This window comes from Lysinibacillus sp. DFXJR4 (genome assembly GCF_057196045.1).
The window spans coordinates 803,417-827,647 of record NZ_JBXUNW010000001.1; the positions used below are offsets into that span (position 1 = coordinate 803,417).

Consider the following 24,231-nt stretch of genomic DNA (forward strand, 5'->3'; position numbering starts at 1 on the left):
TACAAATGTTTAATCTAATACTATATCAAATTACGTAAGGAAAAATTAAAAGGGTCACACGGAGGAGAGTGACCCTTAATTAAGATTTGAAAGGGGAAGTTTGTATTATTTTATTTGTTATGAGCATTAGGGGCGGTATTAGACATTAATATTTGATGAAACTAACGCCGACAATAATTAAAAGTATGAATAGAACAACAATTAGAGCAAATGATGAACCAGATCCATAACCACTACCATATTCAGACATAATAATTTCCCTCCTTTCTATGTCTATAATATGAGTGGTTGATAAAATGAACTGCGATAAATATCTATTTAATAAATTTATCTTAAAAAATAAATGTCTTGGTTATATATCAAGTGAATTAAAAAAGATCACTCTTGTAAAAGTGACCTTATAATAAGGAGGTGTTTGGCTAATAAACTTTATATTATTTTTTATTCCAATGTTGTTTAATAAAACAGTTTTAGCGATTAATACAAGAAAGTAGCGCCGACAATAATTAGTAGAATGAATAGAACAACAATTAGGACGAATGAGGAACCGCCAACATAGCTACCACCGTTATAGCCTCCATAATAACAATTGTTGTTGTAATTTTCGATATTTCCGTAGTATCCCATGAAATATCCCTCCTTTCTACAATCTATAATATGTATAGTTGTAAGAAAATTAAGGAGATATTCATCCTAATAAAAAATATGTAGGAGTAAGATGGGGATGCTCTGTTAGTGAGCCAGTTTGGAAATAAGTTAGAAATAATGGGCTAGAAATGGTGAATACCTAGCATTTTGTGCTCATTCTTATCTCTTAACTCAAAAATCTCATTTTTAAAATCAGAAAAAACTAGTATACACGTCCATACATAGATTTAATCACTCCATATTCTAACAATATAGAGAGCGCTCTCTAATAACTAAAAAAATGAAAAGAGGGAATTTTTTTGAGTGGTCAATCAGAAAATCAAAATCAAATACCACCTTGTCCAGTAACATCAACTGAACTAATACCATTAACTAGTGAGGTTACTCCACTAGCCGCTACACCGGTTACAGCTCCAACTATTAAAATTCCAGTTGTACTTGCAGAACCAACACTTCAAATTGTTGTGGAGTCGGATATTACGCTTAGTCCTGCAGCAACTGAAATCAAAAGAGTGAAAAAAAATGTTTTCCTAAATCAAGTTAAATTAGTACCGGTTAGATTTGCACGTATTGCTAACACAGACTTTTTTAGGGTAACAAGAGCTAAATTGTTTGTAGCAGGGCATATTCGCAAAAATATAGAATATGCTTCAGCTAATTGTAATGGAGCACTACAGGATAGAATTGCAGACGTTCCGTTTTCTGGTTTTACAGAACTTTTTTTCCCACAAACACCTGGAGGCACTACTCCAATCTTAGGAATTTCCGAGTTTGCCGAAGCGAACTTCCTAAATGAAAGAACTCAATTGGATGCTCGATTGGATAAGGCTTTCTTCCAAAATCTCGTTAAATACAATGAACAACCATTTGGCGAGTTAGTCGCTGCAAACTTCTTTGAACTTGATTTTTCACCAATTATGGCAGCACCCGAAGGTACATTCAGCACATTGCGTGAAAAAATTGTTCTGGATCTTACAGTAAAAGTACTGCAAGTTCAACAAGTCCGCCTTGGCGCTGGTAGTACTGTAATAACTCCTGTTCTTTTCGGACTTACTCCTCCTACTAGTCCCTAATAGTCTTTAGTTTTTAGAGGAACAGAACAAATAAAGAGGCAGTCCACTAAAAAAATGTGATGGAAAAAACAAAACTGGAATATTTAATAGGTACTGATAAAAATCTAATATTTAATTTTGCAGTTGAAAGTTTAGTTGATATCTGAATTTCAACTGCCTTTTTGTTTTAATAGAAACAATCTTTGAGAAAACAGCCTAATTTTAATAATATTAGATTGAATTTCGATAAGCTCTCAACGTTGTATTTAAATTTGTTTTTGATAAAGCCTTTTGGAAATTGTGCATCCCCAATGACGACTGACCGTTTAATTGTGTTGTTTATTACGATTCAGCAGCGAAAAAATGATAAAAAGTAATTAAAATAAGTATGGTACCTGTTGATTTCGATCATAATTTTACTGTTTGTTACGAAGTTGTATAGGTTGATTCTCTAAAAATAACCAGGTACTCAATTAATTTGAGCATGGGCTTTTTTATTACTAGAAAATAGTAGTTGGAAACTTCGATTAGGTTTCCATCTGATGGAGGGTAATTGTAATTGAACAAGAGAGAAATTAAAAAGCCGGTTTCTGAACATACAGAAAATCAGCTTTTGTATACCTTTTATACGAGAGGCTTTTGAATCAATGTAGCAAATTCTAGTTGATGTACATGCCCATCATCAAGTGTAGTAGTACCTTTGACAAAGTGTACATGTTTATCATCGCTAACGCGGATAGCAGGGCCTGTTTCTATTGCAACCTGCAGCCGCGTTCAAGTTAGCCCATGCTACTATTTTAGCAAAACTATCGAGAAACGAGATTATACATCAAGCGATAACAAATAAAAAGCTCACAAAGTGGGGATTGAAAGATATAACCCAGCTTTATGAGCTCAGATACTTAAGGGACTGAACCGCCGTATACGGAACCGGACGTACGGTGGTGTGAGAGGTCGACTAGTCAATTAATGGCTAGTCTCCTACTCGATTTCTTTGCTACAATTCATAACGTTTCGCACCTAAATCATGTCTTAAATTTTCAATCAAAAGGTAAACATAAATAATGTTTACGATTTTTTTTATAACTTGTGTTCATTAAGAAAGCTGTTCACATATTTAACTATTGCTTCTGATTGAGTATGGTGCAAGTAATGTCCACCTTCAAGTATTTCGATTTTGCTGTTTTTCCTTCCTTCAATCATATCTTTATGTAAGTTTAACCAAGTTGGATCAGGGGAAGTGCTTTCTGAGGACATGATATAAAGGACAGGCAGATTTTCAGGGTAATTTAGATGAATGGTATCCTCAAAATTTTTAGCCATTAATCCACCTTCACTAGTCATTGCATTTGACCCAATACTTCTAAAAAAGACATATTTGAATTGTTCAATATTTGAATTATCAATTGGAGGTATATTCATCATAGTGGGATTTGTAACACTGACAAGTCTCATTAGTCCAGTTTTACTTAGAAATCTTACTAATTTTTCACCATTATCTTCAGCCTCACCTTGAGAAGGTAGGCTGCTATCAATTCCAATAAAACCTTCCACTTCTTCAGGATATTTATCTATGTAATCTAGAGAATAAACACCAGAAATTGAATGAGCCATCAGAATATATTTGTTTATTTTCATTTTTTCTAATGCTTCATGTATTTCAGAAGTTATATTTTCAACAGTTCTTTCTTTTGTTGTATCATCACTCATTCCGTATCCTAAAGGCTCAACTACAACAACTTTATAGTTTGTTTGAAGCTTATCTGTCAGTTGTTTAAAATCAATAGCTGGCGCAGCAGTCATAAAGCCAGGTAAGAGAACAATTGTTTTATCTCCTTTACCTAAAATGCTCACATTCATTTTACCACCATCTACTTTGATCATTTCTCCATAAGGCGTAATCAAATTTGCTTCTTTTTTTAATTTAATTTTATTATTTGTATAAAACCCTGCGAAAGTAATAATAACAATTCCAATAATCGCTAATAGAGTTGTCATAATAAATTTACCAGCTTTTTTCATAAAATCTTTTTACCATCCTATTTTTGTATTAAATAAATATACATTTTTTATTGTATGATGAATAGCTATTTAATGCCTATTGGTTGTTTTTCACCAACAAATGGCTTGTTCAAGCGGACTGTTTGGTGCCGAGGTAGAAACTTGAATATAATTAACAACATCAACAACTGCACAGATGCTTAAAACTACGATGAGTCATGTCTTTTTAAACCTCTTTGATGTCACTATTCATGTGTTATCCGTCCTTTCTTCTTAATCTGTCCATTCCATGACCAATTTGTCCATGCTCGCAGTACTGTTTCGAATGGCCACGTTTAAATTTCTTTAAATAGGCAATGCTGAACGCACATTGTAAACTATAAACTACAATCCCGAATACAATGCCGCCAAAAATGCCTAGCTTACTATATAAGCCTAGTCCATATCCGTAAAAGATTGTTGTACAAATAATGGTTTGCATTAGATAATTGGTTACCACCACTTTCAAAGACAGGGGAGAGCAAGTGAACAGGACGAGATTTAATTAATAGTGCTGTTAGGCAGACATAGCCAATTGCTAAGAGCTGTGAGCCTCCCATTAACAAGAGATTTGAGAAATTATTTTCTATAAAACTAAAACTTTTACAAGCTAGCCCAATCGGAACAAGTAATGCACCTAGTTTATACCATTTTTTCTCGTCCTCCATATTCACAAATGCTTGCTTTTTAGCGAATCCCATACCAAGTAGGAACAAAGGAGCGTAGAAGATAGGTGCAAATATAAGGATGATGAAAATATAGGAAGGATCATCCATTCCAGGAGGTAAAGTATTTGCTCGAAAATCATAAATATCTAAATAACTTCCATTTGCATACACATCATCTGATTGCTCGATGTAGGTTGCTAACTCTTTTTGTTCTTTTTTAGATTTCTCCGTATGACCGAATGTTAAAGGAGTTGTCAGTATAAAAAGAATTCCTGCCCAAATAAAAAGTGTTTTTGGCTTACAGTTAATAAAAGGAAGTAAAAATAGAGTCATAAAGCCATAGATAGAAGAATATCTCCCTCCCATAACAGTGAATTAAGCCAGCCAAATGCAAGAAGCCCAGTGGCACGACGTAAAATGGACCAACGGCATTTATTTTTTCTTTTTCGAATGGATTCAATCATTTTAATAAGAGAAGCCAAATAAAATTGTAAAAATAGGCATGAATGATCCTTCGATAAAGATTTTTATGAAATATAAAGCACCATTATCAATGGTTGAAAGATGTTGAAGCTCATCTTTACCATACGTGCCAAATTGGAAAATCAGTAAATTCGCCATTAAGATGCCAAATAAACTAAATCCACGCATTGTATCAATGAAGGTAACACGGTTTGTTGTCGTTGTGTTGTATCTCCTTAATTGGTTATCTTATACATAGTATACTTAGTAAAGCTTATGGCTAAATAATGACAGCCTTAAAGAAATCTTAAAAGTAGGTGATAGAATGCAAGATGCGTCAATTTTAGTTTAGAGGATGAACGTACTATTGTGGAGATGATTGAAATTATCTTAAGAAAAGATGGATTTTTTCTCCTTAAAAATCATTTGTTTTTTGAGATTTTACTATTTCTTTTGGATTAACAATTAAAAGACTAATGGAGATAAGTATCACACTTAAAGCTCCAACCCAGGTTATCAAATTTAAAGAACCCAAATTAACAATTAGTCCACCGATTCCTGAACCAAAAGCCATCCCAAGTTGAGAAATGGAAGTGTATAAACTAAGGATGATACTGGCAGCAGTAGGGGCAAGAGAGATCAATCTAAATTGCAATGCTGAACCTGACGACCAAGCTGCTATCCCCCAGATTATTAAGGGAATTATAAATATCCATGATGATTCTCCCACAAGTGAAAATAATATTAACCCAAATGCATTTAGACTCATTCCAAGGAAAATAGTTTTGATTGCACCATACTTATCTGTACTAAAACCACCTAGTTTTGAGCCCACTAAACTAGATAATCCATAGATAAGTAATGCGATACTAACGGTATTTCCTGAAACTTTCACCACTTGAAGTAGATAAGGAGAAATATAAGAGAAGACAATAAAATAACTAAACATCCAAAGGAAAGTCACAATCAAAATGTAAGCAATTTTATTGTTTTTTAATATTGTCAACTGTTCTTTAAGGGGTTTTTCTTCTTCTCCCTGCATACTAGGAATTAATTTGTAAATAAGGATTAAGAATAATATCGCTAAAACACTTAAAGCTATAAAAATAAATCTCCAATCCATTAGTGAAGTTAGGAATCTACCTAAAGGAACTCCTACAATTAAAGACATACTAAAACCTGTAATGATAGTGGCTATTGCATTCCCTTTCTTTTTTGGTTCAGCGATTGTGGTTGCAATAGTTAGTAAAGTTACCTCTATTAGTCCTGCACTGATACCAGAAGCAATACGGGCTGAAAACATAATCACATAGTTCCCAAACATTGCTACTATAAAATTTGAAAGAGAAAAAATTAGTAGTGCAACCATTAGTAGATTTTTCCTATCCATGTTTCTTGTCAGTACAATTACAATCGGAGTAAGTAATCCGAATGAGATTGAAAAAGCAGTAATTAACTGACCCGTTGATGCGATTGACATGTCGTTAGTTTCAGCAATTTTATCTAAAATTCCAGCAATGATATATTCATCCGTACCTGAAAGAAAGCTGATAATTGCTAAAAAGAAAATTAACCATGTTTTACTCAAATATAACTACCTCCCAAATCTGCTATATTTCGATATGTATCGAAATATAAAATGCAATAATAAATAAGAAATAACTCTCTTAATACATTATTCATGAATTACTAATGTATTTTTGTTCAAAAAACTATTCTCTTCACAAATATAACTACTCCAAAAAAATTAGCTTATTTCGATATGTATCGAAATACAAAGCGCAATAAAATTGAAAAATGGTTTTAAGTAATGACTTTCTTCTCAAATATTTATGAATTACATCGAATAATTGGTTATACGAATTACTCCAAAACAAATGGAGCAAAACGCTTTAATAATTCATGATCTACTTGATAGTATTTATACGTTCCTTTTTTGTAAGTGCTTAGGATACCACAGTCTGTAAGGATTTTTAAATGATGAGAGAGTGTCGATCCAGCAATTGATTCAAGTTCCCCTGATATTTCAGTGCAACAGAGATTGTTTTCAGTTACAAGAATCTTAGTTATTTTCATTCTGTTTTCTTCACCTAATGCTTTAAAAATACTAATTGCTTGTTTTGTATCATTATCCATTTTCAAATTAATCACCACTTTCATATTTCTATATATCCAGAAAGATAAAAGGATGATAGCATGAGCATTATTTGAAGTCAATAATTTTAATGTAGGAATTATACAAATTTTTAGAGGAAATGAAAAGTTAACATTTATTACTGTCCAGTTCATCTCCGCTCCTTTACACAGTAGATTCACTTATGAAATTGATGAAGAACATTAACATACCCATTTCAAATATAAAGAGGCACTTATAGGATGCGGCTTGCTAGGATTTTCTTGATCTTTTCCCAAATTTTCCGATATGTACCACAACAGTATTATCCTCACCTGAAAATTCTTCACCCCATATTTTTTCGTAAAGTTGGCTTTTACTGAATAGCTGATTTGGATGTTTATAGAAAGCAAGAGCTGGTACCTGAGTGGGCAATTCTACGATCCATTCCTCTACGGTAACTACTTAAGAAAGTATGTTTACATGATCTTTTCCATATTGGTAATTTGAGATATATTTGATATTTTTCCCGTATGTCGGGGTAAATGTACATTTACCCTTGCTACGACTTCAAGTGGATTGAAAGGTTTTTGTAATATAATGGTCTGCACCCAATGCAAATCCGGAAAGTTTATCTAAATCTGTTAATTGTGCAGTAAGAAAGAAAATGGTTGCATCGATTGTTTCCCTAATTAAGGGACAAATTTATGGAATAAGACTTCCTTGTACTCCTGTAAGAGCGATAAGCGGATTGTTCATTGTGCTTCCTAAAGTGCTAAAGATACATCAAAAGTTAATAGAAGAAAAGTATAAAATAAAAATAGAGGACTTATCGAAAGTTCTCGAATTAGTTTGAGTTAAATACATGCATTTATTAAATGCCCTATTGTCCTTGTTTGCACAAAAGTTTTGGAGGATATGGATTTGGTTGGAAAATAGAGAACCATCCTCAATATAAGAAGATTATTCTTCACGACGGATATTGGGCATGTTATTGTTCAAGGGTTAATTAGTTACAGGGATGTAACAAAGCTATAATAATGCTAAATAACCTAGACTTTACGGATAATGAGCTAAACAAGATACCACATTTGTTAATTCTTACTTTAGAGAAGATTTTATTCGGTGAAAAAGCAGGGATACAAGAGTTTGAACAGTTAATAATGTCAAATCATTTAGAATAAGCAGAGGACTTATTCCATTTGAGTGCGCAATTGTGGAACAAAGTAGAAAATGATCCAACTTTATATAAAAATCAAACTTAAATCTGATGAGGAAGAATCCATTTTGATCAATCATTTTTTGAAATGGATTCTTCTTCCTTTTTACCATAAAAAACAGTTTGTAAGGTGTTTTTGATCAAACTTTATTTCAAAGTTTCAAAACCGCCGTTTGGCTCCCATTCTTCTGTTTAGGCGCATAGATATCCAGCCGCCATAACTACGTTTTTTTTATTTACCGTAGGGCGACATTCTGTGTACTCTCCAATTATACTTATTTGTATTCGCTCAATATCTCGTATGCTTTTCGTTGTGTCATTTTGCCCGCTTTAACTTGTTTTTCGAAAAATACTTTTATCGCTGCCAAACGTTCTTCTTTAGTCGCATAAGGGCCTGAATCGATCGTATTGCCGTCTTCAAGCGGTATTGCAGTGCTATATGTAACAGAAGGGGGAGCTAAAGAATTGAGAACAAACCCTTCAGCATGCGCTGTATCAGTTGAATCGAATAAATTCATGACCATTCCTACATTTTCGTCACCATCGACTGACTTTGAGACCAACGCGCCATTTTTAATGCTTTCTAGTAATTGTTCATATCGTGGGATGGCTTCGTCGACCCATTTCTGTGTGATGATTTCCTCGTGTAAGACGCCATTTACATCATAATAGTCAGCCTTCAAACCAATCATATTTAGCAAGGTTTTCTTTTCCTCTTCTAACCATTCTTTATATTCATTATAGGTCCACCAAACGATATCAGACGCAGGATACATCTTTTGGTACTCTTTCTCGCCCATCCAAGTTTTTCCGCCATCCACACTTGTTTTGGTTTGTCCTGTTTCGTTGTCGGTCATCCCCATCATACTGGCTATACTGTTGTCTGTTGCGGTAGCGACAAACGTAGTTCCAGTCGTTATGATACCCACTAGCGTCATACAAAGGATTGCAACACCAGCTTTCTTACGTCTTGTATCCATGATTGCAGAAATGCGGTTTTTCATGCCTTTTTTCCCTCCATAAAAATTGGATGATAATGCTGTTTAAAGCTTTGCCCCGTTTCTGACAATACCTATAATAGCTTCCCCATATAGCTTACGTTGCTGAAAATTTGCGCCCTGCAAAACCTGCGCGTCACAGGAGATTTCACATTGTGCCGCAGTCGCTTTTGCCATGAGATAGACTACGGGATTAAACCAATGGAGTGCGGTTGCTGCCAATATAAATGCCTTAGACCAGAGATCATGCCGTTGGAAATGAACGAGCGCATGTTTCAGAATAAGCGATAATTCATGATCTGTAATTTTGATAGGCGGCAGTAAAATGACAGGCCGGAAAAAGCCGACGAGCATAGGACTAGATATGCTCTGACAAACGCATAAACCTACCCTTGTTTTAATTTCTAGTTCCGACATCAAGCTATCCAAAATCCCTAACCACTTCGACTCGATTACAGGCTCTCTCCATCGGTGTACCATCTTCATAAATCGCCTGTGCCGTAAAGCATGATAACCTATGACCTTACAACACCTAAAATCCAAATCGTTGCAAGTGTCCACCATGAGGGGGTTATGCCAGGAACATTCACAATATCCCCTGTAACAAACGTAGAAGGTATAACGCTAATAATAGGCTGTACAGGCGTTACAAGCATATCCGGTATTTGCATAGGGAGAGTTGGCAGGTCAATCCGGGGGCGAAAAGGGAATATCCAACCTGCTGCAATCACCAGCCAAACCATATATCGCCACTTTGCGGCATACCATTTTGACAAAAGAGGTAGTATGGACGCATATGCGAGCGTTACCAACGACATAGAAACAGAACATTGAATCAGAATAACTAAAAAATCCTGAATATTAATCCTTCCTTTCTTTCAGCCACTTTTCAAAATCGGTCATAGTGGCATCAGTAGTATTTTTCAGTCAAAGACCATTATTATCACTCATCTATTCCCGATGAGAGAAAGTAGGCTACCGCATGGTTACTTTACCGCCAAAACAAAGGTTTTTGTTCCTGTTGAAAATATTAATTGTTCGGCTAACGGTAAGCCTGTAATTATGTCAGTTGAGTAGTACATTAATCTCTGCTTCTGTCATTTCAGTAAGACGTTTAATACTCCCATTAGTATTTCTAATCACCTTCAAAGACAAACCTTCTTTAAGCGCGAGGCTGCTATTATCTAAAAATGTGGTATATCCTTTGTCATAAAGACAATAAATGGGTTTGCCTTTATACATCCAAACTTTTACTTCCTTATCATAAGAAACATCATACTTAGTATAAGCATTAAGGGAATTGTCCACATAGTTCGGATCTCCAACCTCGCTTGCACCTGAACGGTTGTTGGTTAAACTATTACCAACCACATTCTCTTGAGTTGCACCAGTTACGCCGCTTGAATTCTTATTTGGGTCGCCTATCTCAACAGCAACGGAGTTAGTGTTAGCGGAACCAGCACCAGCATTTTCCTGAGCACCGGAGAAGTTTTTGGAAGCCTGTATTTTTGCCGTTCGTTTGCTGTATTCTTCTTGACTCACAGGCTCTATGCCTATAAGTTCATACTTAGCATTACGAATACCGCGCAAATCAATATCGCCATCTGTATAACTAAATGAGTTGTAAGTTCCGTTTTCATTCAGCTTATCAGCGAAAAATCTCACCAGTTGACCGTTATAAAAAAATCTGTCTTTTTCTTTGTCATAGGTTAATCCATATTTGGAGTAGACCGAATACTGCTTTGCTTTTTCTTCTTTATGTTTCTGCTTCTTTTCTGCAATTTCTCCATAAGAAAGTGAGACATTGCTTTCAACAGCATTTGTACGCTCTTTATCTGAGGCTGCTGCAAAGTTAACTCCAGTAGTTATAATACCTACCAGCGCCAAACAAAGGATTACAACGCCAGCTTTCTTTTGTTTCGTGTCCATAATTGAAGAAATACGATTTTTCATACCCTTTTTCCCTCCATAAAAATTTGTCGATAATGCGGTAAGGTGTTCTGTTGACTTTCTAACGATTCCAATTATCATTTCTCCATACTGCTTTCTTCGCTGAAAATCAGTGCCCTGTAATACCTGCGAGTCACAGGAGATTTCACATTGTGCCGCAGTTGCCTTTGCCATCAGATAGACGATAGGATTAAACCAATGAAGTGATGTTGCGATTAATACAAGCGCCTTGTACCATAGGTCATGCCGTTTGTAATGGATTAACTCATGCTTTAGAATCAGCTGCACTTCATCTTCGGCAATTGGATAAGGAGGCAGTAAAATTGTCGGTTGGAACAAACCAACGAGCATGGGACTAGTGATACCCGGGCATACTTTCAGTGCAATCGGCGCTTTGATTTTTAGATTAGATTTCAAAGTATTCAAAATATTCAAAGCGGTTAAGTCGTTTATAGGTTCACTCCAACGACTTACCATTTTCGTAAAGCGTCTATGTTGCAGGACATGGTACATCATGATTAAGATAATCCCAGCAATCCAAATCCCAGCAAACATTTGCCACAAGGAAATGGCAGCCATACCTTCTATTGAGGGTACAGTTGGCATTAAAGCACCAATGTCCATTTGCACAGGCATCTGTTGTGAGGCGGTTAGGGGATCATTCAACGTCTGCACCGATAGAAACGATAGGTCAATGTGTAGACGAAACGGAAGGGTCCAACCTATCGCTATAACCAACCAAACGATATACAGCCACTTCGCAGAATATCGTTTTGACAACATGGGCATCATCGCTAAGTATACAAGTGTTACCAGCGACATTGAAATAGAGCAGTAGAGTAGCGTGATGAAAAACTCCTGCACATTAATCCCTCATTTCTTCCAGCCATTTTGCTATTTCGTCAAGATCGTTTTTCTTTAGTTTTTTGCCATCATAGAGAGTCGCCACCAAACTGGCAAAGGAGTTTTCATGAAACCGCTCCATAAAATCGCCTGTTTCAAATTTTAAATAATCCTCTTTACTGATAAGTGGAAAGTAAGTGCGTTCTTTCCCGTTTTTTTCCGTCTTGATAAAACCACGCTCAACCAGCCGGAGCATCAAAGTAAGAATAGTCTGTGCTTTCCACTCTTTCTCTTTTCCCAACTGTTCCATAATGATGTTGGTCGTAATAGGCGGCTCATTGGCCCATACCACTTTCATAATCTCAAACTCCGCATCAGGCAACTTTTTTATCGTGTTCATCATTGTTCCTCCATATTCTACAATTGTCTTTGTTGGTATTCTACATCTGTCTTATATGAATGTAAAGTGCTTAATAAAAATAATTTCGTCAACTGTAGAAAATACTGCGAAATAAGACTATCTCGGAGTTTTCACAAAACGTTTATCCCGACTTTCAAGTTATCTCGACAAATGTGGAAGGAACAGGCGTATCAAGGGTATTTTTCTATCAAAAGTCGGGATAACATCATCACTTTAAACCATACAATCGCTTTAAGATATCATTGTCATTCACATCGAATTGAGGGACCAGTCTTAATTGTTGAGAATTTATTTATTGAATCGTATGAAAAGCTGTTGATGAATATATGAATTTCTACAATAATGAGAGTACCAATTCAAGGAACATCCTGAATTTAAATATTTGAATATACTTATTTAGATTTAATGGATGAAGATATATATGGGTTTGAGGTGAATCTATATTCGATGAAAAGCCACATCTCAATTTAAACAAATCATAGATTCCTATATACACGCTCGCCCAGTTTTTATTAGCCTCATTCAGCCCCACCTAGCTTCAGAACAAAGCAATTATATGCAGTATTCTGCATTATATAAAGTGAGGTGAGTCTTTCTTAATCATTGGCATATCAACGGTTAATCAGTTTTTCATGTTCACTTTGCACCTATTCCATTTTATATGCAGTAGAATACTTATAATTTGAAAGTGGAGATAATCATGTAATAACATTCTTTTAAAGGGAAGTTCAATAAAATACGCTTCGGTACTCATGATAATATCGGATCAGGTCCAATCCATTTACCACTAGATGAGATGCATACAAATGCAACCTGGCTATCACTTCATTTATCAGACCAGTGATCAGAGGCAGAATTGACCGAGGTAATGATTGGAATAGCCTACGCAATGAATGCCTTTATACCTTTGTTTATTCAATGTGATAGCAGTGATGTAGCAGTTGTGCCACAAGTTAAAGCATCCCATAATAAGCTGCCAACATTTTTTGTTTATGACAAGTATCCTGGAGGAATCGGATTGAGTGAAAAGGTCTATGATTTATGGGAGGACTTATTAACAAAAGCGCAGCACCATGTTATAAACTGTCCTTGTGAAGCTGGCTACCCGTCTTGTCTTGGTCCACAAGACTCTACGATGAATGTAAAACGTAAAGTCGTCAAGCTACTTCAACTATTAAATTATCATTATTAGTATAGTTAGAGGGTGAGCGGATATAGACTAAATCCTCATGAATGTACTATCTTATTATAGAAGAAATATCCTGAATGAATGTGATTGTCAAATTATTAATGGTACACTGGCAATAGAAATAGATCAAATTTTTTCAATGAAGTAGTTTTGATGTTAAATTACTGTATGTTCCTGAAAAAGTAAAAAACTTGTGAAATGATGCTAACCATCAACCAGATGAAACATAAAAACAAAAATATCAATATATAAAGAACTTGGAGTGGTTATGTTTAGTTACCAAAGTAGTTTATATTAACGAACGACTGAAGTAGAAATCCTAAACAGGCCGAACCACCAAAGTTAAATTTATTGTACGTGCTGTAATGAGTAGGGGTGGATAAAATGAACATTAATCAAGTGACAAAAGAAAAGCTCGAAAAAACAATTGAACGAATGCAAAAGGCACTAGAATACAATGACCCAGAATATATGAGTGAATTGGTTCACGACCTTACCGAATTTGCGTATTTCTCAGGTTATAAAGAAGCGAAGAGTAGTCAACTCAACCAACCTACTAAGAAACCAGATTTAAATAAGTACACAGAAATTTCTCCTAAGATTATTGATGCAAAAATCTCAAATCTCGTTTTTAATATGGGTGTCCCTTCGCACATAAAAGGTCATAAATATCTAATTGATGCTGTTGCACTAACGTATGAGAATCCTACGCTTATTGCTAAAGAAAAGAAAGATTTGTATCCCTATATTGCTAAAAGGTACAATACCACCGCTAGTAGAGTCGAGCGAGCTATTCGTCATGCAATTGAAATTAGTTGGAGTAGAGGAAGCCTGGAATCAATTCTTGAATATCCGGAAACTAAGACAACAATTAAACCTACAAATAGCGAGTATATTAATTACCTAGCTAATATTATTCGTATCAATAACGAATAACCTACATCAAACAATTCAACTGAACACCTATATGGAATTTTAGATAGGAACTAACAAGCAGTATTTGGATTTTTATGAATTTTATTAGGTAGGGAAAGTTAATAGCTGGTATAGGAGTGACGATTTTATTAGCAATATATGTTAAGATAAAAACTTTTGATTTTGTTGGATCTTTTACATATTTATAAGATTATGTTTTAAAAATGGGGATAAAGCAGGGGAGATAATAATGGAAAAAGAAAAATTACCAAAAGTCGGGGTTGGAGCAGTTATATTAGATGAGAATAACCAGATTTTACTTGTATTACGCAAGAGATCGCCTGAAGCTGGTCATTGGAGTTTACCTGGTGGCAAAGTTGATTATATGGAAACAATAGAAAACGCTGTAATACGTGAAATTAAGGAAGAGCTCGGGGTTGACATCAAAATTGAACGATTACTATGTGTGACAAATCATATTGTTCAGTCGGAAGATGTTCATTATGTTGCTCCTACTTTCATTGCGCATATTATGAAAGGTAAAGTACAAAATAAAGAGCCTCATGCTTTAGAGAAAGTACAATGGTTCCCGATAAATGGTGTACCAGAAAACATTACGATTACAACAGACTATGCTCTTAAACAGTTGAAATGAAAAAGGAATTGCTAGGGAGGAAGTATGGATACTATATTATTTGATTTAGATGGTACACTGCATGATAGCGAGAAATTGTATATTCAAGCATGCTGTAACTGTTTAGAAGCAATGAGAAAGAGCCAACTTACTGATGAAGAAAAAAATTATTTAATAGGAAAACCGATTACTAGAATTATAGATGAGTGGTTTAGTGGGCAAAAAATAGAGGTACTCGAATCATTCTTCAGACACTACGAAATGGTAAACAATCAAGTTCGAGAATATAATGGTATTTACGAGGTGTTAACTGAATTAAAAGGTAGAGGGGCTACATTGGGAATCGTCTCATCAAAGTATAAAAAATATGTTGTCCAGGAACTGCACAAAACAAAGCTCTATTCTTTTTTTAATGTTATTGTAGGACTAGATGATTGTAAAGAACACAAACCACATCCTGAACCGTTGTTAAAAGCAGTTAGGGAGCTACAAGTTGACCCAAAGAATTGTATCTATATTGGAGATCAACCGACAGATATTTTGGCTGCAAAAGCAGCTGGTATTAAGAGTTTTGGAGCACTATGGGGGGAAGGGAAAAAAGAAAAGTTAGAAAGTGCTTTGCCAACTGGTTTATTACAAAAACCAAAAGATATATTAGTCATTAATCGTATTAACAGTGTTTGTTAAAAATTATGACTACAATACTACTGAGTTATATTACTCAACAAATAGTGGCAAAAATAAACGTCAGGCACTGATTAAATGTAAGTGCCTGTTTTTTTGTTTCTGTCACAAGTAGTAGATTTTCAGCACTTCAAATTTGAGGAGTGAAATTGACCTAGTTCCAAATTGCGTTCAATAGTTCATGGTGAACCATCGTTAGAAATTTGCTTCAATCATATTAAAGGCACTTCTCAGTTTATAAGCTTTTTATAAAGTGTGTATTACATTATTCAGGATAAAAAATGTGTTTCACATTATTTAGAAACAATAATAATCTCAAATTCCTTATTTTTGGTTTTATAATATATATACCATACGTAATTCTTGAGCATACGTTATAGCATTTAGCTTAAATTGAACATTTTTTATTATCCTCATGCAATGAAATAAAACATTAAAATAGCATGTCAGAGACAACTTGAATAATTAGTAATAGAAAAATAGCTGGAAGCAAAATTTGTACCCATCTTCCTTTGATATAAGGGACAATTTTTAATCCAATGTGTGAACCGATTATAGAGCCAACAGTAATCGGAATGGCAATACCCCAATTAACAATTCCATAAAAAAAATAAAATATAAACGCACTTATACAACTTGAAAATGTCACAAAGCGGGTCATTTCAGCAGCCTTTACATAACTAAATTGCCTCTTTAAAAAGTATGTGATGTTTAAAAGTGCTGATCCTGGCCCAAACCCACCATCGTATGTTCCTATAAAAAATGGGACGAATAAAGTAGTTAGCTTTTTATTGCCTTCTTGCATAGAAACTAGTTGCTCAGTGTCTAATTGTTCATTTACTAACCCAGTTTTTTTGCTTTTTAAAACAACAAAAAACATAGCAATTAACACAATGCAAGCAATTATATTCATCGTTTGTTCCAATAATCTTGTTGTGAAAAATGCACCGAATATTCCTCCTAATCCAGCAAATAACATGAATGGAAGCATTTCTTTAAGTTTAACTTTTCTTTTTAATACAAGTACCAAAATTGTCGAAAATGAAGATATTCCTGTTGCAAATTTATTAACTGCGACTGTCGCGTGAATAGGTATCCCAACTAATAAAAGAGCAGGTAGTAATACAAATCCTGCTGCTCCAAACATGACACCGATAATAGCAGCAAGTATACCAATTCCACATAATAAAAGATTATCTGTTGATAACCATTCCAATAATAAGTTTTCCAAACAAAACCCCCCTAACTTCTACATTTAAATTACTGTTATACTAGCAATAAGACAAATACATTAAAATTGTTTATTCATAAAATAAGGTTATGAATGGGTGGAAATATGAATTTACATACATTGCGTATTTTTACAAAAGTCGCAGAGCAAGGGAGCATTACAAATGCAGCAAGCTCACTCCATATTAGTCAACCTGCTGTCACTGCCCAGATTCGTAAACTAGAACGGGAAATGGGAGCTAAATTAATTACAGGTAAGGGGAGAGGAATTCAGCTAACATCTGAAGGGAAATTTCTTTATGAGCAAGGGTTACGTTTGTTTCAATTGGAAAACCAAATTGATAAAAAATTTAAAACGTTTTTAGAGAAAAAAGAGAAGGTACAAATTGCTTCTTCCTATATTTCAACAAATTATATTTTACCGCCAATAATTGCTAGTTATAAACTCGAAAATCCAGATGTTGATATGTATGTATCATTAGGAAATGTACAATCTGTTGAGCAACGTGTGCTTAATTATGAAGTTGATTTTGGATTTGTTGTTCAAAGTAACATCAATCATGAAGATTTAAGCTTTGAGAAAATTCTTGATATCCCATTCTGGTTCGTTGTTCATCCAAAGCATCCTTTAGCAAATAAAGATGTACCGATATTCGAGTTAAGTGAACATGCTTTTATATATAGGGAAAGAGGAAGTTCAACTCTTGATTTGTTAGAGGCTATTTTTTATACCCATAATTGCCCATTACCGAAATTTGGTTTACAAATGCAAGGCTTACTTGAATCGATAAAGGTAGTTGAAGCGGGGTATGGAATGGCACTTGTACCAGCCTGTAGCGTAACGGAAACATTGGCATGTGGAAGGCTTGCTCGGGTCTTTGTGCAGCAAGGCGAAATTAATCAAAGTCTATATATCTGTACAAGAAGAATGGATGAGAGAGAACATCCATTCATTCACTATTTAAAAAATATAATTAAGTCAGAGTCCTAACTTCTGGCTTAATTTTTTTATTTCCAGAAATTATGCAAAGAAAGGGGTTAAAAGGAGGCTACAAGGTATACAGTGTTTGCTGCTGTTTCTGAGTTAAAATACTTTATTTTAATTATTAGAAACCAAAATTCTTTCTGAATGCACCTTTAAATCTTTCCCATTTAAATTAGTGATCTTAATTTTGTAAGTACCAGGACTAATTGAACCAAATAGATTACTATCAGATTCGCCTTTACTCTTTGAATCTTCCAAAACATTATAAATTCCTGTATCTATAAACGAACCTTTACTATCCAATTTTAATAGACGATATTCAACTTTTGGTTCTAACCGTTTTGATTTTGAAGTTGTGCTTTGTTTAATTTTATCCAATTTCAGCTCATCGACATATTCAGTTATTACAAATTCCTCTGTACTTACAGAAGTTACAATATTATTTAATTGCCAAGCTATATCATTGTCTTTGGGTTCATTCTTAGCAGCTATTGAATTTGATACTCCCATAGATAGTAAAAAAGAACGAGTATCAAAAAGTAACTAATTATCCCTATATTTTTTTCACATTTCTGTCCCCTTCCAAAAAATTTAATAGAAATTTCAAATACATTGTTTCTATATAATTCCTGAAAAACCTTTTAATAACTTTATTTTATAATTTCTTTCTTAGTCTGCATTATAGTAGAGTTAAAACAATAAACTTCCTAGGGCTGTGCACTTCTACAGTAGGTAAGCTTTTACCAAAATAGTTACGCTTAAAATACCTATCTTCAAACTAGAATATTTAAGAAACTAAAAAAGAAAGGCTTTTTTTCTCGTTTATTTTAAATAAAAGATATTATTCGTTCCCCACAAAGTTCCCCAAATGTTCTACTTTCTTTTTTTCGTTTTCCAACAGTGATGTTTATGAAAATGCTATAAATCACGCCAACACTGTGATTACAACTTTTAAACATTTATCATTTCCGCATATTTCTTAGCATATAAATACCTAATAGACATGTACTATTTATGAGAGAAAATGGTTATGCCTGTTTGAAAATTAATCTTAACTGACAGAGAGGTCTTCAATTACGAAGCAGCAGTGACAGGAACACTTGTAACCTTTGTAGATAGACAAACTTCGTTACACAGTTATATATTATAGTTTTTTTCTATCATTATCATAGAAATCATGTGATAGACGAATGAATGAGTTCTTTTTACAATGAAGACAAGAAACTCATGCAGATGAAGACAATGAAAAGTGAGTTTTGATTAGTAATAGTGTCAAGAATTTTTCTATTCCAAAAATTTACAAAGTAAAAAAGTAACACAAAACAATGACGAGGTGATTATTTATGCAAAAAGATTTAAGTCAATTCATTAGAAGTACAGCATTTTTGGACAAGGTTGTTTCAGCTGAGGAGGCAGCTTCCTGGATTGAAGATGGAATGAACCTTGGAATGAGTGGGTTTACATTATTCGGTGAACCAAAGGAATTTCCACTTGCACTTTCAAAGCGAGGAAAGAATGAAAACTTTAAAGTCAACTTATATACTGGTGCTTCATTAGGGCCAACTGCTGACCAATCAATGGCTGAGGCAGAAATCATTAACTTACGTGTTCCCTACCAAGGAAACTCTGTTATGCGTGGGAAAATCAACAAAGGTGAAATATACTACATTGACCAGCATTTATCACATACAGCAGAAGAAGTAAGAAAAGGAACACTAGGTAAAATTGATTATGCCATTATCGAAGCAGCTGGAATTACTGAAGAAGGTAATATTATTCCAACTGGCTCTGTAGGAAATTCACCAATCTTTGTAGAAAAAGCTGAAAACGTTATTATTGAAATTAATACTACGGCACCTAAAGCATATGAAGGCCTTCATGATATCTTTGTACAGAAAGAGCAAGGTGAGCGTAGAGAAATTCCAATTTATAAAGTTTCAGATCGAATTGGAGAAATTGGTATCAAAGTCGATCCAGAAAAAGTAAAAGGTATCGTTTTATCCGAGCAGCCAGATGTTCCTTCACCATTATTTGAACCAAACGAAGAAACACAGCAAATTGCCAATCACTTATTAGACTTCTTAGCCGGTGAAGTAGCAGCAGGAAAATTGCCAGAGTCATTAGCTCCTTTACAATCAGGCGTAGGTTCTGTTGCTAATGCCGTTTTAAATGGCATGAAGAATTCTCAATTTAAAGATCTTGAAGTGTTTTCTGAGGTACTACAGGATGGTGTCTTTGATTTAATTGATGCTGGTATCGTTAAATTTGCAGCTGGGACTGCATTCTCCCTTTCGAAAAAGCGTGTTGATTCATTGGCAGAAGATTTAGAGAAATACAAAGATAAAATTATGTTTAGGCCTCAAGAAATTTCGAATAATCCAGAAGTTATTCGTCGTTTAGGCGTCATTTCTTTTAACACGGCAATAGAAGTAGATATTTACGGAAACGTCAATTCAACTCACATTAACGGAACAAAAATTATGAATGGCATTGGTGGATCTGGGGACTTTGCTCGAAACGCTAAAATTACCATCTTTGTAACGTCTTCGCTAGCAAAAGATGGAGCGATTTCAACGATTGTGCCTTTCGTATCGCATATTGACCATACAGAGCATGATGTAGATGTAATTGTGACAGAGCAAGGATATGCCGATCTCCGTGGCCTTCCACCTGTAAAGAGAGCGGAAAAGCTTATCGAAATCGCACATCCTAAGTATAGACCACAATTACGTGCTTACTTTGAAGAAGCGAAAGAGAAAGTCGGTGGACAAACACCACATATTCTAAAAAAAGCTTTCTCTTTCCATACAAATCTAATAGAAAAAGGAACAATGTTAATGGAAGAGAAAGAAGTAACAAATTAATATTCGGGGTTAAATAGGGAAAAGGGGACTAAAAATGGATGTAAGATACCCAATTGGCAAACTACAGGTTCCTGAAAAAGTAACATTTGACAAAATACAAGAATGGCTAAAGAAAATTGACACTTATACTACTCGACTTAGAGAAACAGTAGGCTCATTAAATGAAGAGGAATTAAGCAGAACTTATCGTGATGGTGGGTGGACAGTTCGACAACTTGTTCATCACATTGCAGATTCACAGTTGAACATGTATCAACGTTTGAAGCTAGCTTTAACAGATGAGAATCCAACAGTCCCAGCTTTCGATGAAGAAAAGTGGGCGATTCAACCAGATACAATGCTTCCTGTAGAAACCTCAATTAAAATGCTAGAAGGTATAAATGAGCGTATCGTATTTTTAGGAAATAATTTAACTGAAGTTCAATTAGATAGAATTTTTACCCACCAGACAAACGGTAAAATAACAGTTGCAACGAAGATGGCAAAGTTAGCTTGGCACGAAGAGCATCACCTTGCCCACATACAAATCGCATTATCACAGTAATCCAATTTGTATGGGAGTATTTTAGGTTCAATAAGTAGTATTCGCCTACGTTATTGGTTATTTGATTTTATTGTTTGTGAAGTATCTACCTTCAAAAATTTTACAACCATATTGATAACCCCGTCCTAAATTTGGAGCGGGGTTATACTTTTTCTAATATGATATAATTGAGAACGTTTTTATTGTTAATACTGGGTTTTTATATTGTTTTATTTTACGCCATCCTCATTTTGTGTTTGTATTGGGAATTCCATAATAACTTCTAAACCTCTTTGATTTTCTCCTTTTGAAAGAATAAGCCGACCATGATGCGCTTGTAAAATCCGTTCTACCATTGGAAGCCCTAGTCCACGACCTTGCTGAACATTCTTCTTTCTTCTTGATGAATAAGGTAATTCGGTTATCTCTTTCAATTGCTCTTGTGGAATTCCCCGTCCATTATCTCTGACAATAAAGTAATATTTAGAAGAATCTTCAGATAGAGAAGTTTCCAGAATGATTCTGCATCCTTGGGGATTATGATGCACACTATTATTGACCAGATTACTGATTGCTCGAAGTAGTAATTTCTCATCTCCATTGACTTTAATAGCTTCATCAGCTAATTTTAGTTCAATGTCATATCGCTCTTCCAATCCGTTATTCAAAAAATCTGCTACAACTTGTCTTGCTAAAACTGATAATCGGATATCCTTCAAATGCAACGGTTGCATTTCATATTCAAGCATCGAGACCAAATTCAAGTCGCTTACAAGTGAGCGTAACTTTTCACCCTGCCGCCTAATAATACCAGATTGATGCCTTTGCTCCTTTGGCAAATCTGAATTATCCTCCATTTCACTTGCATAGCCCAAGATCATAGAAAGTGGTGTCCTGATATCATGAGAAATCCCGGATATCCAATTGGAGCGTGCTTCATCTCTTGCCTTCAAGGCAATCGTCTTTTTTTGAAGCTTATCTGATGCGGAATTGATGCTTTTTGCCAAATCACCAAATAAGCCTTTAGAATCCAACTGGACTGTTTCCTCTCTAGCAAGATTGTGAACTCCCTCTACTAGGGGTTGTATTCTTCTAATTAGACGTGTGCCAATTACAATAGAAATCAGTAGTGCTAGTGCCACATTAAAGAATAGCAGTAGTACAAGTTTTAGTGGCAAAGAACTTACCCAGTTAGAAAGAAAATCAAATTGATACTTCCAATGGCTTTCCTTAGGATATCCCAGCACAACTAAGCCATCATCGTGCTCCCAAATATAGACAGGATATTTCATAAGATAATAGCGAGAAAACTTTGCTACATCAACTAGATTGTATTGTCGAGGCACATCATTAGGTAGATGATAATTCCATTTCACATGGCCATCCTCTCCAAGCAACATAACCCATGACTGATTGTATTCCAGAAGTTTTACTGTATCCTCATTTAAGCTATAGCTGTCGTTTTGCTTGTCCAATCCTAGTGCTACTTGCTTAAGCACACCTTCTGGAGAAGGTTGCTGGTTAATTTCTTTGAACACCAGTGTCCCTAGCAGAATGAAGTTAAAAATAAGCAAAAATATTGAAATAAAGATGGTCGCGGTGACGAATCGACGTAGTATACGGAATATTCCTTCCACCTAATTTGTCTCCTTCAGTAGCAATTTATATCCTAAACCCCTAACTGTGAGAAGATGAATTGGTTTAGAGGGATCTTGCTCAATTTTTTCACGAATCCGTCTCATATGAACCATTAATGTATTTTCGTAACCATAGCTGTCGTCTCCCCAGACAGCCTGGCATAAGGCATCACTAGTGACAATTTTTCCGTTATTATTGTACAACTTTTGAAGGATTGCATGTTCCTTTGCTGTTAAAGGTATTTCTTCTTGATTTCTTTTTACAACAGCGCTATCTAAATCAATGATTAGATCCTCCAATCGAAAGACAGCTGAATCTTCTGTTACTGGAAAGGAATAGACTCTTTTTAGAATTGCAGTCAGTCGTAAAACCAATTCACGGGGCAGGAAGGGCTTTACAATATAATCATCTGCCCCTAAACCCAGTCCTAGTAATCGGTCTTCATCCTCACCTCGAGCAGAAAGAAAAAGCACTGGTATCTCAGAGAACTGCCTAATAGAGGTTAGAAGTGAGAATCCATCACCATCAGGTAGCATAACATCCAGAATCGCAATATCAGGCTTAACTGTTCGGCAAATCGACAAAGCTGAGGAAAAATCGGCAGCAGTATATATACGAAAAAAGCCTTCTTTTCGTAAAAACTTCTCAATCATTATTGTCATTTCCAATTCATCATCTACAATTAATATCTTTTTTTCTTTTAAATTCTCCAATGCGCATCACCTAATTTTAATTATACATATTTAAGAAGGAAATGATTAACTCTATTTTAGATGGTATTTTTATAATGAAATATAAAATCCTTTATTTTGTATATAGCTGCTGTACCGTCTTAGGTAGTTCCTCGAAAGTAACCTCTTCCCAATGTGTAACGCCACGAAGCTTTGTATAATATAGCTGGAGATATGCGCCTTCCCTCAATTGTTTCCCTGCCGTAAACTCAAGCTTTTTTTCTTTCCCTTTCTTATTATAGGCAGTTAGCTTATAATCGTAACGTTTATCTTCGTTTAGAACCCCGAAATCATTAACCATTGTATAATAGACAGTTTTTCCAGCGGGGCTATCAGGTATTAGCTTATCCGGAGTCATGAAGAACATTAACAAGCAACCAAAAATTACAATGATGAATCCCAGTACTAATAATATTTTTTTCAT

The 24,231-nt window shown here is 34.9% G+C and carries 28 protein-coding genes and 1 pseudogene; 9 read left to right on the forward strand and 20 right to left on the reverse strand.

Features of this window, described 5'->3' with window-relative positions:
* Positions 1–145: 145 nt before the first annotated feature.
* Together AC2CGN_RS04105 and AC2CGN_RS04110 are read right to left on the reverse strand one after the other, a co-directional pair.
* A complete protein-coding gene (locus tag AC2CGN_RS04105) occupies positions 146–250 on the reverse strand; it encodes a YjcZ family sporulation protein (RefSeq protein ID WP_484512294.1) in 105 nt (34 codons plus the stop codon).
* A 227-nt stretch (positions 251–477) separates the two neighbouring features.
* A complete protein-coding gene (locus tag AC2CGN_RS04110) occupies positions 478–627 on the reverse strand; it encodes a YjcZ family sporulation protein (RefSeq protein WP_484512296.1) in 150 nt (49 codons plus the stop codon).
* A 320-nt stretch (positions 628–947) separates the two neighbouring features.
* Between AC2CGN_RS04110 and AC2CGN_RS04115 the strand changes: the two genes are divergently transcribed.
* The gene (locus AC2CGN_RS04115) at positions 948–1,721 is read left to right on the forward strand and encodes a CsxC family protein (RefSeq protein WP_484512297.1); all 774 of its coding nucleotides are present in this window, start codon (positions 948–950) and stop codon (positions 1,719–1,721) included.
* Between the two features lie 603 nt (positions 1,722–2,324).
* Here the strand turns inward: AC2CGN_RS04115 and AC2CGN_RS04120 are convergent.
* The 8 genes and pseudogenes from AC2CGN_RS04120 to AC2CGN_RS04155 form a co-directional block, all read right to left on the reverse strand.
* Positions 2,325–2,465: pseudogene (locus tag AC2CGN_RS04120) on the reverse strand (YmaF family protein); the annotation flags it as partial.
* Between the two features lie 315 nt (positions 2,466–2,780).
* On the reverse strand, positions 2,781–3,722 hold the full coding sequence (locus tag AC2CGN_RS04125; RefSeq protein ID WP_484512299.1) for an alpha/beta fold hydrolase: 942 nt from the start codon (positions 3,720–3,722) through the stop codon (positions 2,781–2,783).
* Between the two features lie 235 nt (positions 3,723–3,957).
* On the reverse strand, positions 3,958–4,182 hold the full coding sequence (locus AC2CGN_RS04130; RefSeq protein WP_484512300.1) for a DUF418 domain-containing protein: 225 nt from the start codon (positions 4,180–4,182) through the stop codon (positions 3,958–3,960).
* On the reverse strand, positions 4,127–4,774 hold the full coding sequence (locus AC2CGN_RS04135) for a DUF418 domain-containing protein (protein WP_484512302.1): 648 nt from the start codon (positions 4,772–4,774) through the stop codon (positions 4,127–4,129). Before AC2CGN_RS04135 ends, AC2CGN_RS04130 begins: the two co-directional genes overlap by 56 nt.
* Positions 4,775–4,873: 99 nt before the next feature.
* A complete protein-coding gene (locus AC2CGN_RS04140; protein ID WP_484512303.1) occupies positions 4,874–5,029 on the reverse strand; it encodes a hypothetical protein in 156 nt (51 codons plus the stop codon).
* A gap of 256 nt (positions 5,030–5,285) precedes the next feature.
* A complete protein-coding gene (locus AC2CGN_RS04145; protein WP_484512305.1) occupies positions 5,286–6,458 on the reverse strand; it encodes an MFS transporter in 1,173 nt (390 codons plus the stop codon).
* A gap of 275 nt (positions 6,459–6,733) precedes the next feature.
* On the reverse strand, positions 6,734–7,159 hold the full coding sequence (locus tag AC2CGN_RS04150; protein ID WP_484512307.1) for an ArsR/SmtB family transcription factor: 426 nt from the start codon (positions 7,157–7,159) through the stop codon (positions 6,734–6,736).
* Between the two features lie 97 nt (positions 7,160–7,256).
* Positions 7,257–7,418, reverse strand: coding sequence for a winged helix-turn-helix domain-containing protein (locus AC2CGN_RS04155; protein WP_484512309.1), 162 nt, complete (start codon positions 7,416–7,418; stop codon positions 7,257–7,259).
* 605 nt (positions 7,419–8,023) lie between these two features.
* On the opposite strand from AC2CGN_RS04155, the gene AC2CGN_RS04160 reads away from it, so the two are divergent.
* Positions 8,024–8,167 (forward strand): hypothetical protein, encoded by a 144-nt coding sequence (locus AC2CGN_RS04160; RefSeq protein ID WP_484512311.1) that lies wholly within the window; start codon positions 8,024–8,026, stop codon positions 8,165–8,167.
* A gap of 310 nt (positions 8,168–8,477) precedes the next feature.
* On the opposite strand, the gene AC2CGN_RS04165 is transcribed toward AC2CGN_RS04160, so the two are convergent.
* The 5 genes from AC2CGN_RS04165 to AC2CGN_RS04185 form a co-directional block, all read right to left on the reverse strand.
* Positions 8,478–9,206, reverse strand: coding sequence for a hypothetical protein (locus AC2CGN_RS04165; protein ID WP_484512313.1), 729 nt, complete (start codon positions 9,204–9,206; stop codon positions 8,478–8,480).
* Between the two features lie 39 nt (positions 9,207–9,245).
* Positions 9,246–9,764 carry a M56 family metallopeptidase gene (locus AC2CGN_RS04170; RefSeq protein ID WP_484512315.1) on the reverse strand — a complete coding sequence of 173 codons (519 nt, stop codon included), beginning with the start codon at positions 9,762–9,764 and terminating at the stop codon, positions 9,246–9,248.
* The gene (locus AC2CGN_RS04175) at positions 9,716–9,976 is read right to left on the reverse strand and encodes a hypothetical protein (RefSeq protein ID WP_484512317.1); all 261 of its coding nucleotides are present in this window, start codon (positions 9,974–9,976) and stop codon (positions 9,716–9,718) included. Before AC2CGN_RS04175 ends, AC2CGN_RS04170 begins: the two co-directional genes overlap by 49 nt.
* A 289-nt stretch (positions 9,977–10,265) precedes the next feature.
* Positions 10,266–12,014, reverse strand: coding sequence for a M56 family metallopeptidase (locus tag AC2CGN_RS04180; protein WP_484512319.1), 1,749 nt, complete (start codon positions 12,012–12,014; stop codon positions 10,266–10,268).
* A gap of 1 nt (position 12,015) precedes the next feature.
* Entirely contained in the window at positions 12,016–12,393 is a 378-nt protein-coding gene (locus tag AC2CGN_RS04185; protein ID WP_484512321.1) for a BlaI/MecI/CopY family transcriptional regulator, read from the reverse strand.
* A gap of 877 nt (positions 12,394–13,270) precedes the next feature.
* Between AC2CGN_RS04185 and AC2CGN_RS04190 the strand changes: the two genes are divergently transcribed.
* The 4 genes from AC2CGN_RS04190 (at position 13,271) to AC2CGN_RS04205 (ending at position 15,839) form a co-directional block, all read left to right on the forward strand.
* Positions 13,271–13,606 carry a Zn-binding domain-containing protein gene (locus tag AC2CGN_RS04190; RefSeq protein ID WP_484512323.1) on the forward strand — a complete coding sequence of 112 codons (336 nt, stop codon included), beginning with the start codon at positions 13,271–13,273 and terminating at the stop codon, positions 13,604–13,606.
* Positions 13,607–13,987: 381 nt separating this feature from the next.
* Complete coding sequence (locus tag AC2CGN_RS04195; RefSeq protein ID WP_283871634.1) at positions 13,988–14,539, forward strand: sporulation initiation factor Spo0A C-terminal domain-containing protein; 552 nt, start codon at positions 13,988–13,990, stop codon at positions 14,537–14,539.
* Positions 14,540–14,768: 229 nt separating this feature from the next.
* Positions 14,769–15,173, forward strand: a complete 405-nt coding sequence (locus AC2CGN_RS04200; RefSeq protein WP_429990580.1) for an NUDIX domain-containing protein — start codon at positions 14,769–14,771, stop codon at positions 15,171–15,173.
* 24 nt (positions 15,174–15,197) lie between these two features.
* A complete protein-coding gene (locus tag AC2CGN_RS04205) occupies positions 15,198–15,839 on the forward strand; it encodes an HAD family hydrolase (RefSeq protein WP_429986919.1) in 642 nt (213 codons plus the stop codon).
* Positions 15,840–16,269: 430 nt separating this feature from the next.
* On the opposite strand, the gene AC2CGN_RS04210 is transcribed toward AC2CGN_RS04205, so the two are convergent.
* Positions 16,270–17,067: a sulfite exporter TauE/SafE family protein gene (locus AC2CGN_RS04210; protein ID WP_484512325.1), complete on the reverse strand. Its 798-nt coding sequence runs from the start codon at positions 17,065–17,067 to the stop codon at positions 16,270–16,272.
* Between the two features lie 105 nt (positions 17,068–17,172).
* Here AC2CGN_RS04210 and AC2CGN_RS04215 point away from each other — a divergent pair, with 105 nt between their 5' ends.
* Entirely contained in the window at positions 17,173–18,057 is an 885-nt protein-coding gene (locus tag AC2CGN_RS04215) for a LysR family transcriptional regulator (RefSeq protein ID WP_286922970.1), read from the forward strand.
* Between the two features lie 108 nt (positions 18,058–18,165).
* Here AC2CGN_RS04215 and AC2CGN_RS04220 read toward each other — a convergent pair whose 3' ends face one another.
* Positions 18,166–18,561 carry a hypothetical protein gene (locus AC2CGN_RS04220; RefSeq protein ID WP_484512327.1) on the reverse strand — a complete coding sequence of 132 codons (396 nt, stop codon included), beginning with the start codon at positions 18,559–18,561 and terminating at the stop codon, positions 18,166–18,168.
* Positions 18,562–19,394: 833 nt separating this feature from the next.
* Between AC2CGN_RS04220 and scpC the strand changes: the two genes are divergently transcribed.
* Positions 19,395–20,915, forward strand: a complete 1,521-nt coding sequence (gene scpC / locus AC2CGN_RS04225) for a succinyl-CoA:acetate CoA-transferase ScpC (RefSeq protein ID WP_429986921.1) — start codon at positions 19,395–19,397, stop codon at positions 20,913–20,915.
* Between the two features lie 34 nt (positions 20,916–20,949).
* Positions 20,950–21,459, forward strand: a complete 510-nt coding sequence (locus AC2CGN_RS04230) for a YfiT family bacillithiol transferase (RefSeq protein WP_484512329.1) — start codon at positions 20,950–20,952, stop codon at positions 21,457–21,459.
* Between the two features lie 209 nt (positions 21,460–21,668).
* Here AC2CGN_RS04230 and AC2CGN_RS04235 read toward each other — a convergent pair whose 3' ends face one another.
* From AC2CGN_RS04235 to AC2CGN_RS04245, 3 genes are all read right to left on the reverse strand, one after another.
* Positions 21,669–23,075: a sensor histidine kinase gene (locus AC2CGN_RS04235; RefSeq protein WP_429984887.1), complete on the reverse strand. Its 1,407-nt coding sequence runs from the start codon at positions 23,073–23,075 to the stop codon at positions 21,669–21,671.
* Complete coding sequence (locus tag AC2CGN_RS04240) at positions 23,076–23,789, reverse strand: response regulator transcription factor (RefSeq protein WP_429981146.1); 714 nt, start codon at positions 23,787–23,789, stop codon at positions 23,076–23,078. It lies immediately after the preceding gene.
* A 91-nt stretch (positions 23,790–23,880) separates the two neighbouring features.
* Positions 23,881–24,231 carry a YxeA family protein gene (locus AC2CGN_RS04245; protein ID WP_484512331.1) on the reverse strand — a complete coding sequence of 117 codons (351 nt, stop codon included), beginning with the start codon at positions 24,229–24,231 and terminating at the stop codon, positions 23,881–23,883.

Excerpts from the sequence above, each read along its gene's own strand:
- AC2CGN_RS04105 (WP_484512294.1), bottom strand. The coding sequence starts at position 250 with ATGTCTGAATATGGTAGTGGTTATGGATCTGGTTCATCATTTGCTCTA.
- AC2CGN_RS04110 (WP_484512296.1), bottom strand. The coding sequence starts at position 627 with ATGGGATACTACGGAAATATCGAAAATTACAACAACAATTGTTATTAT.
- AC2CGN_RS04125 (WP_484512299.1), bottom strand. The coding sequence starts at position 3,722 with ATGAAAAAAGCTGGTAAATTTATTATGACAACTCTATTAGCGATTATT.
- AC2CGN_RS04130 (WP_484512300.1), bottom strand. The coding sequence starts at position 4,182 with ATGCAAACCATTATTTGTACAACAATCTTTTACGGATATGGACTAGGC.
- AC2CGN_RS04135 (WP_484512302.1), bottom strand. The coding sequence starts at position 4,774 with ATGGGAGGGAGATATTCTTCTATCTATGGCTTTATGACTCTATTTTTA.
- AC2CGN_RS04140 (WP_484512303.1), bottom strand. The coding sequence starts at position 5,029 with ATGGCGAATTTACTGATTTTCCAATTTGGCACGTATGGTAAAGATGAG.
- AC2CGN_RS04150 (WP_484512307.1), bottom strand. The coding sequence starts at position 7,159 with ATGAACTGGACAGTAATAAATGTTAACTTTTCATTTCCTCTAAAAATT.
- AC2CGN_RS04160 (WP_484512311.1), top strand. The coding sequence starts at position 8,024 with ATGCTAAATAACCTAGACTTTACGGATAATGAGCTAAACAAGATACCA.
- AC2CGN_RS04165 (WP_484512313.1), bottom strand. The coding sequence starts at position 9,206 with ATGAAAAACCGCATTTCTGCAATCATGGATACAAGACGTAAGAAAGCT.
- AC2CGN_RS04170 (WP_484512315.1), bottom strand. The coding sequence starts at position 9,764 with ATGGTGGACACTTGCAACGATTTGGATTTTAGGTGTTGTAAGGTCATA.
- AC2CGN_RS04185 (WP_484512321.1), bottom strand. The coding sequence starts at position 12,393 with ATGAACACGATAAAAAAGTTGCCTGATGCGGAGTTTGAGATTATGAAA.
- AC2CGN_RS04195 (WP_283871634.1), top strand. The coding sequence starts at position 13,988 with ATGAACATTAATCAAGTGACAAAAGAAAAGCTCGAAAAAACAATTGAA.
- AC2CGN_RS04200 (WP_429990580.1), top strand. The coding sequence starts at position 14,769 with ATGGAAAAAGAAAAATTACCAAAAGTCGGGGTTGGAGCAGTTATATTA.
- AC2CGN_RS04205 (WP_429986919.1), top strand. The coding sequence starts at position 15,198 with ATGGATACTATATTATTTGATTTAGATGGTACACTGCATGATAGCGAG.
- AC2CGN_RS04215 (WP_286922970.1), top strand. The coding sequence starts at position 17,173 with ATGAATTTACATACATTGCGTATTTTTACAAAAGTCGCAGAGCAAGGG.
- AC2CGN_RS04220 (WP_484512327.1), bottom strand. The coding sequence starts at position 18,561 with ATGGGAGTATCAAATTCAATAGCTGCTAAGAATGAACCCAAAGACAAT.
- scpC (WP_429986921.1), top strand. The coding sequence starts at position 19,395 with ATGCAAAAAGATTTAAGTCAATTCATTAGAAGTACAGCATTTTTGGAC.
- AC2CGN_RS04230 (WP_484512329.1), top strand. The coding sequence starts at position 20,950 with ATGGATGTAAGATACCCAATTGGCAAACTACAGGTTCCTGAAAAAGTA.
- AC2CGN_RS04245 (WP_484512331.1), bottom strand. The coding sequence starts at position 24,231 with ATGAAAAAAATATTATTAGTACTGGGATTCATCATTGTAATTTTTGGT.